General features: G+C 41.8%; 17 protein-coding genes. 9 read left to right on the forward strand and 8 right to left on the reverse strand.

Features of this window, described 5'->3' with window-relative positions:
• The first annotated feature begins 17 nt into the window (after positions 1-17).
• Complete coding sequence (locus tag F885_RS12760; protein WP_005315129.1) at positions 18-626, forward strand: glutathione S-transferase family protein; 609 nt, start codon at positions 18-20, stop codon at positions 624-626.
• Between the two features lie 64 nt (positions 627-690).
• On the opposite strand, the gene F885_RS12755 is transcribed toward F885_RS12760, so the two are convergent.
• Positions 691-1599 carry a LysR substrate-binding domain-containing protein gene (locus tag F885_RS12755; protein WP_005315133.1) on the reverse strand — a complete coding sequence of 303 codons (909 nt, stop codon included), beginning with the start codon at positions 1597-1599 and terminating at the stop codon, positions 691-693.
• A 392-nt stretch (positions 1600-1991) separates the two neighbouring features.
• Here F885_RS12755 and F885_RS12750 point away from each other — a divergent pair, with 392 nt between their 5' ends.
• The gene (locus F885_RS12750) at positions 1992-3044 is read left to right on the forward strand and encodes an MBL fold metallo-hydrolase (protein ID WP_005315137.1); all 1053 of its coding nucleotides are present in this window, start codon (positions 1992-1994) and stop codon (positions 3042-3044) included.
• Here F885_RS12750 and F885_RS12745 read toward each other — a convergent pair.
• The 3 genes from F885_RS12745 to F885_RS12735 form a co-directional block, all read right to left on the reverse strand.
• Positions 3031-3438, reverse strand: coding sequence for a DoxX-like family protein (locus F885_RS12745; RefSeq protein ID WP_005315140.1), 408 nt, complete (start codon positions 3436-3438; stop codon positions 3031-3033). The genes F885_RS12750 and F885_RS12745 overlap by 14 nt on opposite strands.
• Positions 3435-3875 (reverse strand): thiol-disulfide oxidoreductase DCC family protein, encoded by a 441-nt coding sequence (locus F885_RS12740; RefSeq protein ID WP_005315150.1) that lies wholly within the window; start codon positions 3873-3875, stop codon positions 3435-3437. Before F885_RS12740 ends, F885_RS12745 begins: the two co-directional genes overlap by 4 nt.
• A 92-nt stretch (positions 3876-3967) precedes the next feature.
• Positions 3968-5488: a catalase gene (locus F885_RS12735; protein ID WP_005192148.1), complete on the reverse strand. Its 1521-nt coding sequence runs from the start codon at positions 5486-5488 to the stop codon at positions 3968-3970.
• 631 nt (positions 5489-6119) lie between these two features.
• Here F885_RS12735 and F885_RS12730 point away from each other — a divergent pair.
• Positions 6120-6569 carry a hypothetical protein gene (locus tag F885_RS12730; RefSeq protein ID WP_005200349.1) on the forward strand — a complete coding sequence of 150 codons (450 nt, stop codon included), beginning with the start codon at positions 6120-6122 and terminating at the stop codon, positions 6567-6569.
• Positions 6570-6647: 78 nt separating this feature from the next.
• Here F885_RS12730 and ptsP read toward each other — a convergent pair whose 3' ends face one another.
• Together ptsP and F885_RS12720 are read right to left on the reverse strand one after the other, a co-directional pair.
• Complete coding sequence (gene ptsP / locus F885_RS12725; RefSeq protein ID WP_005200346.1) at positions 6648-8942, reverse strand: phosphoenolpyruvate--protein phosphotransferase; 2295 nt, start codon at positions 8940-8942, stop codon at positions 6648-6650.
• Positions 8943-9035: 93 nt separating this feature from the next.
• Positions 9036-9512, reverse strand: a complete 477-nt coding sequence (locus tag F885_RS12720; protein WP_004656060.1) for an RNA pyrophosphohydrolase — start codon at positions 9510-9512, stop codon at positions 9036-9038.
• Between the two features lie 183 nt (positions 9513-9695).
• On the opposite strand from F885_RS12720, the gene F885_RS12715 reads away from it, so the two are divergent.
• From F885_RS12715 to F885_RS12700, 4 genes are all read left to right on the forward strand, one after another.
• Positions 9696-10346 carry an HAD family hydrolase gene (locus F885_RS12715; RefSeq protein WP_005315155.1) on the forward strand — a complete coding sequence of 217 codons (651 nt, stop codon included), beginning with the start codon at positions 9696-9698 and terminating at the stop codon, positions 10344-10346.
• A 138-nt stretch (positions 10347-10484) separates the two neighbouring features.
• Positions 10485-11918, forward strand: a complete 1434-nt coding sequence (locus F885_RS12710) for a DUF2252 domain-containing protein (protein WP_005315158.1) — start codon at positions 10485-10487, stop codon at positions 11916-11918.
• 56 nt (positions 11919-11974) lie between these two features.
• Positions 11975-12721, forward strand: coding sequence for a sporulation protein (locus F885_RS12705; RefSeq protein WP_005315160.1), 747 nt, complete (start codon positions 11975-11977; stop codon positions 12719-12721).
• 71 nt (positions 12722-12792) lie between these two features.
• On the forward strand, positions 12793-13578 hold the full coding sequence (locus tag F885_RS12700; protein ID WP_005315163.1) for a glycine-rich domain-containing protein: 786 nt from the start codon (positions 12793-12795) through the stop codon (positions 13576-13578).
• Positions 13579-13587: 9 nt separating this feature from the next.
• Here F885_RS12700 and F885_RS12695 read toward each other — a convergent pair whose 3' ends face one another.
• Both F885_RS12695 and F885_RS12690 read right to left on the reverse strand, forming a co-directional pair.
• Positions 13588-14451: a LysR family transcriptional regulator gene (locus F885_RS12695; protein ID WP_004802484.1), complete on the reverse strand. Its 864-nt coding sequence runs from the start codon at positions 14449-14451 to the stop codon at positions 13588-13590.
• A gap of 53 nt (positions 14452-14504) precedes the next feature.
• Complete coding sequence (locus F885_RS12690; protein WP_004656050.1) at positions 14505-14711, reverse strand: DUF2061 domain-containing protein; 207 nt, start codon at positions 14709-14711, stop codon at positions 14505-14507.
• A gap of 342 nt (positions 14712-15053) precedes the next feature.
• On the opposite strand from F885_RS12690, the gene leuC reads away from it, so the two are divergent.
• Positions 15054-16472, forward strand: a complete 1419-nt coding sequence (gene leuC, locus F885_RS12685; RefSeq protein WP_005315166.1) for a 3-isopropylmalate dehydratase large subunit — start codon at positions 15054-15056, stop codon at positions 16470-16472.
• 12 nt (positions 16473-16484) lie between these two features.
• Complete coding sequence (leuD, locus tag F885_RS12680) at positions 16485-17135, forward strand: 3-isopropylmalate dehydratase small subunit (RefSeq protein ID WP_005315172.1); 651 nt, start codon at positions 16485-16487, stop codon at positions 17133-17135.
• The last annotated feature ends 30 nt before the right edge of the window (positions 17136-17165 follow it).

The raw sequence follows: 17165 nt of genomic DNA on the forward strand, positions 1-17165 counted from the left end.
ACCAAGGAAATATCAAAATGGCACTTAAACTTTATACCAATAGTTTTTCGCGTGGCGTCGTTGTTGACTGGCTGCTGATCGAGCTTGGCATTGAATGCGAAGGTATTGAGGTTGCTTTTCAAACTGAGATGAAAGCACCTGAATATTTAAAAATCAATCCATTTGGCAAAGTACCTGTTCTTGTCGATGGTGATGTGGTGGTGTATGAACTGGATGCAATTTGTGCTTATCTGGCTGATAAATTTGCAGACAAAGGCTTGGCACCTGCACTGAATGATCCAAAACGTGGCGTGTATTATCGTTGGTTATTCTTTATTTCTGGGCCTTGGGAAGCTGCTTCAACCAATAAAATGCTCGGTGTTGAGGTGAAGCCCGATCAGAAAGGCTCTGTAGGGTATGGTGATTATCAAGATGCCTATAACGCCTTTGTACAAGGTCTCAATCAAGTTGATCCCTATTTATGTGGTGAGCAGTTTACTGCTGCGGATGTCACGGTTGCTGCGATGTTATTTTGGCAGCTTAAGATGGGCGATATTCAGTCTCATCCTGCGATTGAGCACTATTTAGAAAACATTAAACAGCGACCAAGTTATCAGAAATTTGCTGAATTTTTTAGTAATGCCTAAGCCAATAGGCTTTACTTAAAGAATACGGAAGCCGATTGATTCGGCTTTTTTATTTGTGAGGAATTCATTGCGAATTCAAATGGGCGCTATCTAAGCCAAATATATGCCGAATTTCTTCTAGGAATTGTTGTGTGGCAAGGTTCGATTCATTTTTGGGGTAAGCCATGAAAACGTCGAGGCAGGGCAACGGATGATGCAATGATCTGACGACAATTTGGTCGGTGGCTAAGGCTTGGATATAGGCGGGTAAAATGGCACAACGCTGTCCAGAATGGACCGCTTGAATCGCTTCGGCAATACTATTGGCTTCATCGATGCTTTGAAAATGAATCTGCTGCTGTTTGATGTACTGGGTAATGATTCGTGCCAAAGGCTGAGACAGCTTGTGGGTTAAAATGGTCAGGGCTAAACCCTGTAATTGATCAATGTTGATCTGTGCATGCTGTGCCAAAGGATGTTGTTTAGGTAGCATAAACACCAAGGGTTCTTTGAGTATCAATTGACTTGTAAATGCTTCATTTTCAAATTTTTGATTAATAAAGATCAGGTCTAAATCACCTTTTTTCAGCAGATTGATTTGATCGCTTTCTTTAAGGTTAAGCGTACGAATTTGCAGTTTGGGCAGGCGAACTCTTAAACGTGGCAAAATATAAGGGAAAATGCGAATTTCAGCAGAGGGCACAAAACCAATTTTTAAACATTGTACTTTGGCTGCAGCAACCTGTCGCGCCATGGTAATGGCTTTGTCTGCTTGAGTGAGGGTTAAACGTGCTTGTTCGAGAAAAACTTGGCCTTCGTCAGTTAGCTCTACTTTGCGCTTGGTCCGATGCAACAGTTGTACACCAACATCATCTTCGAGATCTTTAATTTGCTGGCTGAGTGAAGGTTGAGACGTGTGTAATTTAAGCGCTGCTTTACTGAAACTGAGCTCTTCAGCAACGGTAATGAAATAGCGTAAATGACGTAATTCCATAAGACTGATCCAAGAGTGTCTTACTATTATTTTAGTTATCATGATGGGAATATCATGTTGTTGGCGCATTATATCTGAGCTTATTTTATATACAATATTCTTTTTTCTAAAATATAAGAAATAGCGAAAAAGCTGAGGTTTAGCCCTTGGCTTGAATTGTCATTGTGCGTTATTAGTTCGGTAAAATTGTGTTGACTCTGCCAGAGAAAATCAGCATAACTAACAAGCTTATGTTAGGATCAAAGACCGATTATAGTGATTTGGAATAAGACGAGAATCCTAGAAAAATCATTATGATTTGAAAGGCTATCGCATTAAAAAATAGTCCATGACCTAAACGGTATACCAAACCATTCACCTCATGCGATGAGATTCCACCAAAGAAGACGTACATGAAAGATAAGCCGACATTAACCTACCAATTGCCGACACAATCTTGCTTGAGCCATACTTGGGGGAAACCTCCTTTTCCACATGAGGCTTCTGACCATTGTGGCATTGACCGTTTTTATAATTTACAGAAACCCTTAACACCATTTGATCGTAAAGGTTTGCTCAAATGGCTGGCGACCCGTAAATCATCGACGTGGACGGTAGATCGTTCGCATGAATGGAATATGCGGAATCATATGTTGGAACTTCCGCAGAACCGCCCGCATGCAGATCTCAATGATTGGCAAATCTGGTTTGTCGGTCATGCAACAGTTCTCATTCAAATCGGCCCTTATAACTTTTTAACCGATCCAGTTTGGTGTGAATATGTCAGTCCGAAACAGGGCAATGGTCCACAACGTGTTTGTCCTGCTGGCATTGCCTTAGAACATCTTCCAACCATTCATGGCGTGTTATTGAGCCACAATCATTATGATCATATGGATCTGGCGACTTTAGAATGGTTACATCAGAAATTTGAAATGCCAATTTATACGGGCTTGGGCAATGGTTATTATCTGCCTAAGCACTTACATGTGATTGAAATGGATTGGTGGCAGGAGATTCCATTTCATGATGAGTTGAAGATCGCTTATACACCTGCACAGCATACTTCTGGGCGTGGAGTGCGTGATCAAAATAGAGCATTGTGGGGCGGTTTTTCCTTGCTTGCTAAAACAGGCCATTGTTTCTTTGCTGGGGATACGGGCTATTCCACGCACTTTAAACAGATCCATGAGCGTTATGGCGATGCGCGGGTGGCGTTATTGCCGATAGGTGCTTATGAACCACGCATGCTGATGCGCTATGTGCATATGAATCCACAAGATGCATTTCATGCTCATTTAGATTTGCATGCCCACCGTTCTTTGGCGATTCATTATCGAACCTTTCAGCTGACGGACGAAGATCGTGATGCCCCTGAACATGAACTGCAGCAAGCCATGAAATCCTCTTCAAAATTGGTCAATCCGTTTTATTGTATTCGTGAAGGGCACTTTATTCGTGCTTAGCATTTTGGAATGTTTTGATACACCACAGTGAAATCACAGAAAGGCTCGCAAGAGCAATATTCATGACCACAGGATTAAAGGCTTGATAGATATGATTGGGATAAATATATAAAACGAAAATAAATAACCCAATCAGGCTGATAATGCTGAGCCAATGTAAATACTTGTGAGTTAAAAATAAAAATAGACTACCAAAAATGATCTCGGCAATGCCCGACAGTGAAATCATCCACGGAATATAGGGGGCTGCAATATTGAGTTGTTGCCAAACATATTGCTCATCTTGTACCTGAAAAATTAACTTGGGAATCAGTCCCTGATAAATCCAGAGCACTGCAATAATTAACTGACAAAACCTTAAGATCTGTTGAATGGTCTGGTTCTGACTATTCATGTTAAGACCTCATCCAATAGAAAATGCTGCTGAGTTTCAGGTGTGACGCGATAGCATTGTTCGGTTTTACCAAATAGGTGATATCGATTGAGCGCAATATGACGATAAGCAAAATTACGTATTAGTTTAGGGATAATACGCGCATATTTTAAACTGGCGTAAGGGGAGTCTAGACGTTGAACGATGCGTAGAAAGGCGGTCGATTCGGTGTAACATTGACCATTTTCCAGTAAGACCATTGTTTCAAAATGATCGGTAGGCAGATGGCAATAGATGAGGAGTTGCTGTCCGATATTGGATTGCACTGAAACTAGTTTGAATTGGCAGTGTTGATCATGCTTGATCATGAAATTTGCCCATGCTGAACACAGCACACACACGCCATCAAACAAGATGATGTTATGGTCTTGAATCAGCTGCTGTAATGGTTTTGGCATGGTTTTTTTTCTGATGTTGTTTTGAATAAATTGTCACCCAATTCCATAAAAAAAGCCATCCGAGGATGACTTTTGTTTTAGCATTTCAAAGCTTATAGGAAGCTTGGTAAATGACGGGCTGGATCGGTTTCACGTGCTGCCTGAGCATCTGCAACAGTAAGTCCTAGTGCTGCAGCAACACCTTCACCATAAGCTGGATGACAAGCATAGCAGTTACGGATGTGGCGATATTTGATGAAGTCTAAAGCATCACCCATCGCACGTGCAGTATTACCAAACAGTGCTTGTTGTTGTTCAGGTGTCATCAATTCAAACAATGCACGTGGCTGACTGAAATAATCATTGTCATCTTCACGATAATCCCAGAAATCAGCATCACCATTAATTTTCAGTGGAGGCTCTTTGTATTGAGGCTGCTCTTGCCATTGACCGAAGCTGTTTGGCTCATAATGTGGTAAGCCACCATAGTTGGCGTCGATACGGCCTTGACCATCACGGTGGTTACTATGTACAGGGCAACGTGCGGCATTGACTGGAATTTGTTGATAATTCACACCAAGACGGTAGCGTTGAGCATCCGCGTAGTTAAACAAACGCGCTTGTAACATACGGTCTGGTGAAACACTAATACCAGGTACCAAGTTACTTGGTGCAAAAGCAGATTGTTCTACATCTAAGAAGAAGTTTTCTGAATTACGATTTAGTTCGAATTCACCGACTTCAATTAATGGATAGTCGCCGTGAGGCCAAACTTTGGTTAAGTCAAATGGGTGATATGGAACTTTCTCGGCATCTTGTTCAGGCATGATTTGTACAAAAAGCGTCCATTTTGGATAATCTTTACGTTCAATCGCATCGAATAAATCACGTTGATGACTTTCGCGATCTTGACCCACCAATTCGCCAGCTTCTGCATCGGTTAAGTTTTTAATCCCTTGTTGAGTTCTAAAGTGGAATTTCACCCAGAAACGCTCATTGGCGGCATTAATGAAGCTATAGGTATGGCTACTAAAACCATGCATATGGCGGTAGCTTGAAGGAATACCGCGATCAGACATCACGATCGTCACTTGGTGTAATGCTTCTGGAAGTAATGTCCAGAAATCCCAGTTATTGGTTGCACTACGCATATTGGTTTTAGGGTCGCGTTTTACCGCTTTGTTTAAATCTGGGAATTTACGTGGATCACGTAAGAAGAACACAGGGGTATTGTTCCCGACCATGTCCCAGTTACCTTCTTCAGTATAAAATTTTAAAGCAAAACCACGGATATCTCGTTCCGCATCTGCTGCACCACGTTCACCTGCAACTGTGGTAAAGCGAGCAAACATTTCAGTTTTTTTACCGATTTCGCTAAAAATTTTAGCGCGGGTATATTGAGTAATATCATGGGTTACGGTGAATGTACCAAATGCACCTGAACCTTTGGCATGCATACGGCGCTCAGGAATCACTTCACGGACAAAGTTGGCAAGTTTTTCATTCAGCCATAAATCTTGGGCTAATAATGGTCCTCTAGCACCTGCGGTCATACTATTTTGGTTGTCGACGACAGGTGCGCCGAAGTCAGTAGTTAAGTGGCTATAAGGACATTTTTTATCGTCTTGGCTCATGTTCTATCTCCATCAAGATGACCCGTGAGTGAGGTCACCTCAACTGTTTGACCGTTCAAAGATATGAATGTTTAACTGTCTCATGCGCAAATTGGGTATCGAAACTTCGGATGCCTAAGTGCGATTTATAATGATCAAGTTCACATCCTTTGTATTTTTACTCTAGGTTGATGAAAGCTTTTTTTCCAATGGATTAAAGTTGATGTCATAAATGCTTTATTCGATTGAAGCTGTCTAAATCTTAAACATGAACTGTACTTTTTTGAATGTTAGATTTGTTAAAAAAAGATAAAAGATAACGAAAAAATAAAGACTTACTGCTTTACTGGGTTTTAGTTAAAATTGAATCTAGTGTTTGTTTTGGAAAGTGAGAAAGACATCAGTTCTTTTATAAAAGGGCCTATTTTACCTGTTGGAGTTATGTAAAAAGTCCTAAATTGATTTCTCTCATGGTTTTTGATGTATCTTAAAATTGATTAATTTACTCAGTGAGTACAGTTAAAACGACTGAATTTATTCAGCATACTTTTCTTGTTATCTAAAAGCAGATGCTCAGTAGTAAATATGTAAACCCTTAAGATTTTTACGTTTGCTATGTTATTTTGTGCTTATCTTTGAAGAGATTAAAAAAATGAAAAAGTTAGCATTGAGTTTCGGGTTGTCTTTAACTGTTTTAGCAGGTTGTACTTCCATGCCACAAAAAGATGAGACTAAAGCAAATTCCTTGAAGGTTGAGTTTGTTGGGCAAGGAAATTATGCGGTCACGCAACAACAGGGTACAGTAAGCTTATATGCAGTAGATAGTCAGATCGCGGATGTCCCAGCGACTTTGATTCAACAGAAAAAAGTTCAAATCTCTCAGGTCCCATTTGCGGTTGATTTTACTGTGCCTGCAGATCACCGTAAGCTTATTCAGCCCTCAGTTCGGGATGATGCTAAAATCAAATACTATGTGACTTGGGAATCGGATGCCAAGAATTTAACTGGCAAAGATGCGATTGTGATTGATTATGATCGTAAATTTCCGAACGTGACGTTGAATGGCGGAAAACAACAGATTTACCTGCGTTCAGCAAAATAAGCATATGTATTGAAAAAGGGCGATCTTGTTGAAAGTATCGCCCTTTTTTATGTTTGGTCTTATATGGAAATGTCTCGTTTAGACATTGAGCATACGATTGGATTTGACCATATCGGCAAGACCGTGGGTCTTGAAATAATGTTCAAGCCAACTTTTAATCACCAGTGGGTTGTTCATTTGTAGAACATCATCCAACAGTTTCTTAGCATCAGTCATTGGGACATGACAAATCGCTTTGCGTACTCTGAGAATATTGCTTGAACTCATCGAAAGGGTGTTAAAACCCATTGCCATTAATAAAATTGCAGACAATGGATCGCCCGCCATTTCACCGCAGACGCTGACCGGTTTCTGATGGATATGACAGTCTTGAACCAAACGTTTTAGTGCACGTAGTACCGATGGATGGAAATGCGAATAGACGTTGGCCACATGCGGGTTATTCCGATCGACTGCCAGTAAATATTGGGTTAAATCGTTTGAGCCTACCGAGAAGAAATCAACCAGTTCGGCAAATTCATCAATCTGTAAAAGTACACTTGGTACTTCAACCATAATCCCGATTTTAGGTTTGGTGATTTTAACTTGCTCTTCTTCTTGTACCGCAATCCAGTCACGTTCTAACAGATACAGTACTTCTTCCACTTCACTGACACTGGTCACCATTGGCAACAAGATATGCAAATTATTTAGACCAATACTGGCTTTCAGCATGGCACGAATTTGCGCAGAGAAAATTTCAGGATGATCAAGGGTAAAGCGTATGCCACGCCAACCCAATGCTGAATTTTCTTCCTCAATACTGAAATACGGTAAGTCCTTGTCCGCACCAATATCGAGGGTACGCATAATCACAGGCTTGTTGGCAAAATGACTCAATTGTTGGCGATAGATGGCACGTTGTTCTTCTTCGCCAGGGAAGCGCTCACGTAACATGAATGGAATTTCACTGCGATATAAGCCAACACCTTTGGCACCACGTTGTACACCGCGAACCACGTCAATCATTAGTCCAGTATTGACGAATAGAGGAATCGACACGCCATCTGGGGTAATTGCATCTTTGGTTTCGTATTGCTTCAAATCTTTGGCGATTTGCTCTTCTTCTTTTTGTACTTCTTTATAACGTTGACGTAGACGACGCGGTGGATTGACGAAAACACGACCTTGATAGGCATCCACAATCATTTCGATATCATCCAGTGTGGTGATTGGTAACTCGGTTACCCCCACCACAGTTGGAATGCCCAAGGCGCGTGCAACAATCACCATATGTGAGTTGGCCGCACCCTCAGAAGTGACAATCGCCGCAATATTATCCACGGGCAATTCCACCAAGGCTGCGGTGCTGATCTCTTCGCCAATCAAAATGCTGTCCGGACTGAGTTCACGATGACTAGTATCGTTTTCTTGCAAGCAAGCCAAGATTCGGCGCCCAAGATCTTTCAGATCAGAAACACGTTCACGCAGGTAGTCATCTTCCATTTGTGCAAATAACGCGACATGTTTGTCGATGACTTTGCGTACCGCACCCTGTGCCCAACTGCCAGCACGAATATGGTCTTTAATTTCACTCGGTAGTGCATTTTCATCTAACATACGTAAAAACACGCTAAATAAGGCACGTTCTTCCGACATGAGTGAATCTTGCATTTTTTCATCTAGGGATTGAATCTCTAAACGTACTGCTGCAATGGCTTGATCGAGTAATTCTAATTCGTCACTGATGTCTTCGGCTTCACGATCTGGAATCGCAGCAAGGTCAGCAGGAGGGTACAACACGATGGCACGACCTAAGGCCACACCACCTGCGCCCGACACCCCTTGGAAGGTTTTATAGCTGGGTCCATTGCTGGGTTTACGGAATACATCAATGTTGCCCACCGCATGTGCATGAGCGATCACACCAGAAAGCTGTGCGCACAAGGTCACTAAAAAGGATTCGGCCGCTTCACTAAAATCTTGTGATTCTTTATTTTGAACAACCAGCACTCCCATTACCTTGCGGCGATACATCACTGGAACGCCAAGGAAGGAGTTAAACAGCTCTTCACCTGTTTCAGGTAAATAGGCAAAGCGCTCATGTTTAGGGGCATTGTCGAGGTTGACGATTTCTTCACGTTGACCGACCAAGCCAACCAAACCTTCACCAACACTGAGTGATACCGTGCCAACCGCCTCGGGTTTTAATCCTTTAGAGGCCATCAATACGTAGCGACGATTACGCTCGTCCAATAAATAAATTGAACAGACATCCACATGCATGGCATCGGCCACATGATTGACCATAATGTCCAAGGAATCATGCAAACTGACGGACGCATTAATTTCTTGCACAATGCGTCTAAGCGTGTCGAGTTGCATGTTTGACATGGATGTTTACTCCAATTTATTGAATCGTTATAGGCCTAGTTATAACAGCTCTGTTGCCAAAAATCATTGCTTAAAATGATGATTTCATGACAATTAGCGCTGAGGTAGTTGTAAACATAATTCCATCATAGCTTTACGGTAAACATCACGTTTGAAGTTGACCACTTGACCCAATGGGTACCAGTAACTCACCCATTGCCATTCATCGAATTCGGGTGGGTCTGATAGGTTTAACTGAATATGATGCGGCGAGGCCGTTAACTTCAGTAAAAACCATTTCTGCTTTTGTCCAATACATACCGGATCTGAATCTGACCGAATGTACCGATGTGGCAAACGATAACGCAGCCAACCTTTTGTTTGCGCTATAATTTGGACGTGTTCGGGCAATAAACCGACTTCTTCTCTCAGTTCACGAAAAAGTGCCTGTTCAGGGGTTTCACCAAATTGGATCCCTCCTTGTGGAAATTGCCAAGCATTGTGACCAATGCGTTTTGCCCATAAAACTTGTCCGTCATCGTTTGCCAAAATGATCCCGACGTTGGGTCGGAAACCTTCTGAGTCGATCATTTGGCTACCTAAATTTTGTCTATATCGTTGACTTTGATCTCGGGGACAGTCACTCTTTTGTCCAACTCGAAAAAGGTCAAAGTAAAATGTTTAAAAATTGCTATGATCTTAACGAATTTCTATCGACTAGCGGTGATAGATTTACATTTTTTTTCTTAATTTTCAGTTTAAACGAGAAATTCTATGCAATTGGCTTTGTTTGATTTAGATCACACCCTGTTAAATACTGACTCTGATCACTCTTGGGGTGAATTTTTAGTCAATGAAGGTTTAGTCGATCCAGTTCATCATCGTCAAATGAATGACAAATTCTACGAAGACTATAAAGCAGGGCAACTTGACCCGATTGCTTATAATGAATTTGTATTCGAATTCCTGACCAAACACGACAATGCCTATTTAACTGAGTTACATCAGTTGTTTATGCAGAAAGTCATCCGTCCGCAGATGCGACCTAAAGGCTTCGAGGCGATTAAAAGACATCAAGCACTGGGGCATGAGCTGGTTGGAATTACTGCGACCAGTGATTTTATTACCGCACCAATTTTCCGTGAATTCGGCATTACCGAGATTATTGCCACCAATGCAGAAGTAATTGATGGTCAATATACAGGCAAGGTGACAGGGATTCCGTGTTATCAAAAAGGCAAGCTCACGCGTCTGGATCAGTGGTTGGCTGGCCGATCAGTGACCGAGTCATGGGCGTATTCTGATTCAATTAATGATCGTTTCTTGCTTGAATATGCCACCCATGCGATTGCGGTCAATCCAGACGATCGTTTAGAAAAGCTAGCGCAACAGCAAGCTTGGGACATTCAAGACTGGTCGATTTAAAGTTTTGATTTGCTGCCAAATCTGTCCTGATGAAATGGAATATTTGGCAGTGCTTTAATCACGCTAAAAAATTAAAAAAATCATTATCCGATTCATTCAAATTATTGCTATAACACTACTGGATTTATAGGGGGTGTTATGACAAAACAACAAATCAAATTACCAAAACAACTTTGGACCGCAGAGAGTATTGATCTCACACGACATAGCTATCAAGGCAAGTTATTGAGCAAAAGCGAAGGCTTTCAATTAGGCAAGACACAACGAAAAAAAGTTCCACGTGAATACTTAGCTCAACTTTCAGTACGTCCCAAAGGCACCACGGCGTTAACGCTTTATGATTGGAGCAATCAAGGACGCCTAGCACAATTACAGCCGATTCGTGCCAAGCGGATGAGTGTCTCGCCGTTTACGTTCTATCGTGGTATGCCCGCACTGATGCTGTTTGATCAAGCATGGGAACAACACAATTCAGGCCTGTTTCAGCAAATTTGTGGCGATTGCCATTTAAGCAACTTTGGCGGTTTTGCCAGTCCTGAACGTAACCTGTTATTTGGCATCAATGACTTTGATGAAACCTTGGTTGCGCCATTTGAGTGGGATTTAAAACGTCTAGTGACCAGTTTTGTGATTGCGGCCAAAGACATTGGCTTGGGAGAGCGCAGCGGCTTAAAAGCCATTAAAACCATGCTGAACAGCTATCGCAAACACTTGCTAGAAAATATGGCCTTATCCCCATTGCAAGTTTGGTATGAAAAGGTTGATGCCACCACTTTATTAGAAAATACAGAATGCCGAAAACTCAGAAAGAAACGCGCCAAGCATTTGGATTCAGCTCAAAAGCGCAATGCACATTCGGTATTACCCAAGTTGACCCAACAAGATGATGCAACCGGGTTTAGACATTTTATTGATGATGCTCCTTTGCTATGGCACCCCAAAGCGGATGAACCCTTTGCTGAGCAGGTCGATGAATTTTTTCAACGCTATCGTAATTCATTGAAATATGACCGACAGGTATTGTTTGATCGTTATCAGCGGACCGATGTGGCACTCAAAGTGGTCGGGGTCGGCAGTGTTGGAACCCGTTCAGCAATTGCCTTATTTGAAGATGCAGACCGTGAACCGCTGATCTTACAAATGAAGGAAGCCAATCCTTCAATTCTCAGTCCACTGTTTAAAAATAAGGTTGAGCATGAAGGCGAGCGGGTGATTCATGGTCAGCAATTGATGCAAGCGGCCAGTGATATTTTCTTGGGTTTTTCCAGCTTGAAACAAGATTTTCATGTTCGTCAGTTACGAGATATGAAAATCTCGGTCGATCTTAGTGATATGGATGATGAATATTTCTATGAATATGCAGAAAGTTGCGGCCTTGCTTTAGCCCATGCGCATGCCAAAGCAGGTAATGCCGATGTGTTGATGGGATATTTAGGTGAAGGCAGTACGATCGTTGGGGTTTTACAGAATTATGCGACTCAGTCAGCTGAGCGTAATTTAAATGACTACCAGCAATTCATGAACGCGGTAAGCGATGGTCAGATTCAGCTCGCTGGCGATGACGCCCTTTAATAATAGGTCTGTGAGTACAGACATAAAATAGTGATGATTTGAGAGAAAAAACACAAATGTTTAGCAAAATTATGTCAGGTTTGGGCCTGCAAGGTGTCACGCTTGAAACCCGTTTGTTTAATTCAACCTTACAAGCGGGCGAGACGTTACGTGGCGAGATTAACTTTAAAGGTGGCTCAACCGATAAAGAAATTAAAGGCCTCTATCTGCAATTAATGACCATGGCGGAGGTGGAATCGGGCGATCATGAATTTAATCAGCCTTTGGTGTTGGATCAATGGTTAATCAGTTCTAATTTTTCATTGCCGGCAAATCAATCGCACAATGTTCCTTTCACCATGGAAATACCGCATGAAACCCCAATCACCGAAGTTTCTTGCCGCCGTAATGGAACACGGGTTTGGATCAATACCCGTCTGGATGTGGATTGGGGTGTGGACGCAACGGATCGTGATTATTTAAGCGTTCTGCCAACACCTGCCATGCACATGTTTTTACAAGCCATGCAGCAATGCGGATTTGTATTATCCAGCGTGGATGTGGAAAAAGGCCAACTGACTGCGCATAACTTTAGATCGACCATTGGTTGCTACCAAGAACTTGAATTTGTCTCTTCGCGTTTATTCAGTGGTTTTAATGAGGTGGAAGTGTCTTTTGTGGCTGAACCGCACCAAACCCATGTCATGCTTGAGGTTGATCGCCGTCACCGCTCAGATCAATTATTGTCGATGACGATTCCACACCACCTCTTGGATGTTCAGCAGATGGCTCAGCAAATTCGCCATTTATTGCAGATTAAATAATCTTGATTAAACCTCCCAGCAGGGAGGTTTTTTGTCATATTAATGTCATCATTTATTTTTAAGATCACTTTATGAAAATAAAAATAAATCAGGAAGCGCAGACTTCTATTTCAATCGATGCATTACTGCAATTAAAACGACAACAACCCATGATTAAAATGCGATGGATCGCGCTCCCGCTGTTCGTCTTGATCTTAATGTACAGTTGGCAGCAACAGCTTTTTACTGCTTGGGTGATCTTACCTTTACTTTGGACGTTGATCGTGCTGAATCTGGCTTTGATTGCGCGTTCCAAATCTAAAAAACTACAAAAGATTGAGCAATTTAAATTCGATCCGATTTTTTGGAACAAATTCAGATTCTATTATCCTGAACTGGGTCTAAAACAACGGCAATTGATCGAAGCTGGATTTAAGGATTATTTGGCATTGCATGTCATGCAAAAACAGGCCTATGCCATGCCTTCGCATGCAGTGGATTCGTTATGGCATGTGATGTTGGAGTTCCCAAAGCAGTATCAAGACTTATGTGAACAGATACTCGGTCGGCAGTTACAGCATAGCCCCTATGATGCAACGACTCCGTCTCAACAGCAAACCAAACAATTGTTTGAAGCATGGCGAATGAATTGTACGTTGCATGCTTTTCAGCCAAGAAATACCACGTTGTTACCGAGACTATTTGCCATTGATCAGGTCTTAAATTGGCAGGAAGGGCAGTATTTTAATTTAGAATTGATGACCAAGGATTATGCGCAATATTTGCAAGCTCAGTCTTCGTCATCCTCTTCGAGTTGTGGAAGTAGCAGCAATAGCTGTAGTAGTTGCAGCAGCTGTGGTGGGGGCGGTGGAGATTAACAGATACCACTAGCCTACATGCATCATTCGAATCAGTTCTTCAGCCGCTTTGGATTGGATTCGTGCGGGATGCCAAACCATACCCAGTTGACGCTGCATATCTAGTTTTAAATCAAGTTGTTTTAAATCTTGATTCACCAAGGTTTTTGGTAACACAGACCAACCTAAACCAATTGACACCAGCATTCTGATTGACTCAAGTGGATTATTGCTCATGGTGATTTTTGGTTTTAAGTTATTTTTCTCAAACTCTGAAAGGGTAATTTGGCTGGTATAAGTTTGTGCTGCTGGTAATAGGCTTGGATAGGCAATCAAGTCTTCCAATTTAAGCTGTGTCTGTTGAGCCAAGGGGTGGAAGGGAGCAGCCACGAAGACTAAAGGGTCATTCCAAATGGTCACGTAATTGAGACGATCATCCCCAACCGGTGGTAAGGTTAAAAATGCCAGTTCCAATTCACCTGCCAAAACTTGTTCATGGGCTTGTTCTGAATCGACAAAATGCACATCCAAGGTGACTTGAGGATAGTGTTGTACAAAGTTCTTAAGGGGTTCAGCTAAATGGTGTAAGCCAATATGATGACTGGTCCCTATTTTTAAACGACCTTGGACCTGAGCTTGTTCATGACTTAAGGTATGGTGAATTTCCCCTAATTCATTTAGCCAAGTACGAACTTTAGGCAATAGAGAATGTGCTGCATGGGTGGGCTGAATGCCCCGACCCGCAGATTCAAATAGTTTGACCCCAAAATAGTCTTCTAAGCTATGAATCCGTTTGGTGACTGCGGGTTGGGTAATAAATAATTGTTCTGCTGCGATGGAAATTGAACCAGTTTCCATCACTTTTACAAATGCTTCAAAAGCAGCGAGGTTCATACAAGCTTGTCCAAGGAGATTTTAAAATTAGTTTTATAAGCAGTATTTTTGAATTAGAAATAATTCCATACTTTTTCATGAAAGAAAAAAGCAAAGGCTTGTACCGTTGGTTCAATTAAACTTAAGGTAGCTGCCATGAGCCAATTGCCTGTAATCAGGTAAGCAACGATCATCGCAACACTAATATGCATGATGTAATAACTCAAGGTTTTTTTCAAAGTCCGACTATTGTTCATGACAAATTGTTGAATATTTGACATCTGTTTCACCCTACAAAATCTCTATTTAATTAAATAATAATCATTATCATTTAAAATGTAAAAAGGAAATTTCAATTCAGGACGATTGGATTTATAAATCGTGAGGTGATTGATTTAACATCAGCTGCTCAAAGCCAGAGTGCGTATGAAATGTGCTCAGCTAAGATGATTTAAATTTTTTTAATTTAATGAGATGATCAAGATATAAAATTTAAATTTATCATTCCTAAAAGTTTGTTAATTTATAAAAATGATAAATTAGATTTATGTGAAGCGATTGCTATAATCAATTCAAGATGAAAAATACCCAGACCAATGGCAAGCACGATGGAGGGCGACGACATGGCAGGCAAGACCTTATATGACAAATTATGGGATGACCATTTAGTAAAACAACGCGATGATGGTTCGAGCTTAATTTATATTGATCGCCATCTATTACATGAAGTGACCAGTCCTCAAGCGTTTGAAGGCTTACAGCTTGCCGATCGCCAACCTTGGCGTTTAAGTGCTAACGTTGCAACACCTGACCATAACGTGCCAACTTCTAAAAAAGAGCGTGAACAGGGCATTGCAGGGATTGAAGATGATACCTCTCGAATTCAAGTACAAACCTTAGATGACAACTGTAAAACCTTTAATATCGTTGAGTTTGGGATTAATGATATCCGTCAAGGGATTGCCCATGTGGTTGGCCCAGAACAAGGTTTAACTTTGCCGGGCATGACCGTGGTCTGTGGTGATTCGCATACCGCAACACATGGTGCTTTTGGCTGTTTGGCACATGGTATCGGAACGTCGGAAGTGGAACATGTATTGGCTACACAATGCTTGGTACAGAAGAAGTCGAAAAACATGTTGGTTCGTGTTGATGGTGTATTAGGTAAAGGCGTGACTTCTAAAGATGTCGTGTTAGCCATTATCGGTAAAATTGGGACTGCGGGTGGTACAGGCTATGCCATTGAGTTTGGCGGGCAAGTGTTCCGCGATATGTCAATCGAAGGTCGTATGACCGTATGTAATATGGCGATCGAAGCGGGTGCTCGAGTTGGTATGGTTGCTGTTGATGACAAAACCATTGCCTATGTGAAAGACCGCAACTATGCACCAAAAGGTGAGCAGTGGGATCAAGCAGTCGCATACTGGGATACCTTGCATTCGGATGAAGATGCCGTATTTGATGCGGTGGTGGTATTGAATGGTGCAGAGATTGAGCCTCAAGTATCTTGGGGAACTTCTCCAGAAATGGTGATTCCTGTTTCACAGGCAGTACCAACTTTAGAACAAGCCAAAGATGATGTACAACGCAATGACTGGACCCGTGCTTATCAATATATGGGCTTAACTGCTGGTCAAGCTTTGGCTGATATTCAGTTAGATCGTGTTTTCATTGGCTCATGTACTAACTCACGTATTGAAGATATCCGAGCTGCTGCAGATGTCGTGAAGGGGCGTACAGTTGCTTCAAGTATTAAGCAAGCAATGATTGTGCCGGGTTCTGGTTTGGTGAAACAGCAAGCCGAACAAGAAGGTTTAGATCAAATTTTCTTGGCGGCAGGTTTTGAATGGCGTGAACCAGGCTGTTCAATGTGTTTGGCTATGAATGCTGACAAGTTACAACCCGGTGAACATTGTGCTTCAACCTCGAATCGTAACTTTGAAGGTCGTCAGGGCAATGGTGGGCGGACGCATTTAGTAAGCCCAGCGATGGCAGCGGCAGCGGCAATTGCAGGCCATTTTGTTGACGTTCGTTCATTCTAAGGGAGCAATATCATGGAAAAATACACTGTAGAGCAAGGTGTTGTTGCACCTTTAGACCGTGCCAATGTCGATACCGATTTAATTATTCCAAAACAGTTTTTGAAATCGATTAAACGTACGGGATTCGGCGATAACTTATTTGATGAGTTACGCTATTTAGATGAAGGCTTCTTAGGTCAAGACATTAGTAAGCGCCCAAAGAATCCTGACTTCGTGTTAAATCAACCGCGCTATCAAGGTTCAACTATCTTATTGGCACGGACTAACTTTGGTTGTGGTTCAAGCCGTGAGCATGCGCCATGGGCATTAAATGAATATGGATTTCGTACCGTCATTGCACCAAGTTTTGCTGATATCTTCTTTAATAACTGCTTTAAAAATGGCATGTTACCTGTGATTTTATCTGAACAGATTGTGGATCAATTGTTCAAGGAGTGTGCTGAGAATGAGGGTTATCAACTTACGATTGATTTAGAAGCTCAGGAAGTACGTACGCCCGCAGGTGAAGCATTTAAATTTGAAATTGACCCATTCCGTAAACATTGCTTGTTGAATGGTTTGGATGATATTGGCTTAACTTTACAAGTGGCCGATGATATTCGTGCTTTTGAAGCTAAGGCGAAACAAGCGCGTCCTTGGGTGTTTCAAGACATCCGAGCATAAGTTTGGGTGCAAGAAACCAGATTGGGTTTT

Origin of the sequence: Acinetobacter higginsii (assembly GCF_000369845.1) — a bacterium.
Lineage (GTDB): Bacteria > Pseudomonadota > Gammaproteobacteria > Pseudomonadales > Moraxellaceae > Acinetobacter > Acinetobacter higginsii.

Bases quoted from the DNA above. Each gene is read 5' to 3' on its own strand.
- F885_RS12760 (WP_005315129.1), top strand. From the start codon at position 18: ATGGCACTTAAACTTTATACCAATAGTTTTTCGCGTGGCGTCGTTGTT.
- F885_RS12735 (WP_005192148.1), bottom strand. From the start codon at position 5,488: ATGAGCCAAGACGATAAAAAATGTCCTTATAGCCACTTAACTACTGAC.
- F885_RS12745 (WP_005315140.1), bottom strand. From the start codon at position 3,438: ATGAATAGTCAGAACCAGACCATTCAACAGATCTTAAGGTTTTGTCAG.
- leuD (WP_005315172.1), top strand. From the start codon at position 16,485: ATGGAAAAATACACTGTAGAGCAAGGTGTTGTTGCACCTTTAGACCGT.
- leuC (WP_005315166.1), top strand. From the start codon at position 15,054: ATGGCAGGCAAGACCTTATATGACAAATTATGGGATGACCATTTAGTA.
- F885_RS12755 (WP_005315133.1), bottom strand. From the start codon at position 1,599: ATGGAATTACGTCATTTACGCTATTTCATTACCGTTGCTGAAGAGCTC.
- F885_RS12705 (WP_005315160.1), top strand. From the start codon at position 11,975: ATGTTTAGCAAAATTATGTCAGGTTTGGGCCTGCAAGGTGTCACGCTT.
- F885_RS12700 (WP_005315163.1), top strand. From the start codon at position 12,793: ATGAAAATAAAAATAAATCAGGAAGCGCAGACTTCTATTTCAATCGAT.
- ptsP (WP_005200346.1), bottom strand. From the start codon at position 8,942: ATGTCAAACATGCAACTCGACACGCTTAGACGCATTGTGCAAGAAATT.
- F885_RS12710 (WP_005315158.1), top strand. From the start codon at position 10,485: ATGACAAAACAACAAATCAAATTACCAAAACAACTTTGGACCGCAGAG.
- F885_RS12690 (WP_004656050.1), bottom strand. From the start codon at position 14,711: ATGTCAAATATTCAACAATTTGTCATGAACAATAGTCGGACTTTGAAA.
- F885_RS12715 (WP_005315155.1), top strand. From the start codon at position 9,696: ATGCAATTGGCTTTGTTTGATTTAGATCACACCCTGTTAAATACTGAC.
- F885_RS12750 (WP_005315137.1), top strand. From the start codon at position 1,992: ATGAAAGATAAGCCGACATTAACCTACCAATTGCCGACACAATCTTGC.
- F885_RS12730 (WP_005200349.1), top strand. From the start codon at position 6,120: ATGAAAAAGTTAGCATTGAGTTTCGGGTTGTCTTTAACTGTTTTAGCA.
- F885_RS12695 (WP_004802484.1), bottom strand. From the start codon at position 14,451: ATGAACCTCGCTGCTTTTGAAGCATTTGTAAAAGTGATGGAAACTGGT.
- F885_RS12740 (WP_005315150.1), bottom strand. From the start codon at position 3,875: ATGCCAAAACCATTACAGCAGCTGATTCAAGACCATAACATCATCTTG.
- F885_RS12720 (WP_004656060.1), bottom strand. From the start codon at position 9,512: ATGATCGACTCAGAAGGTTTCCGACCCAACGTCGGGATCATTTTGGCA.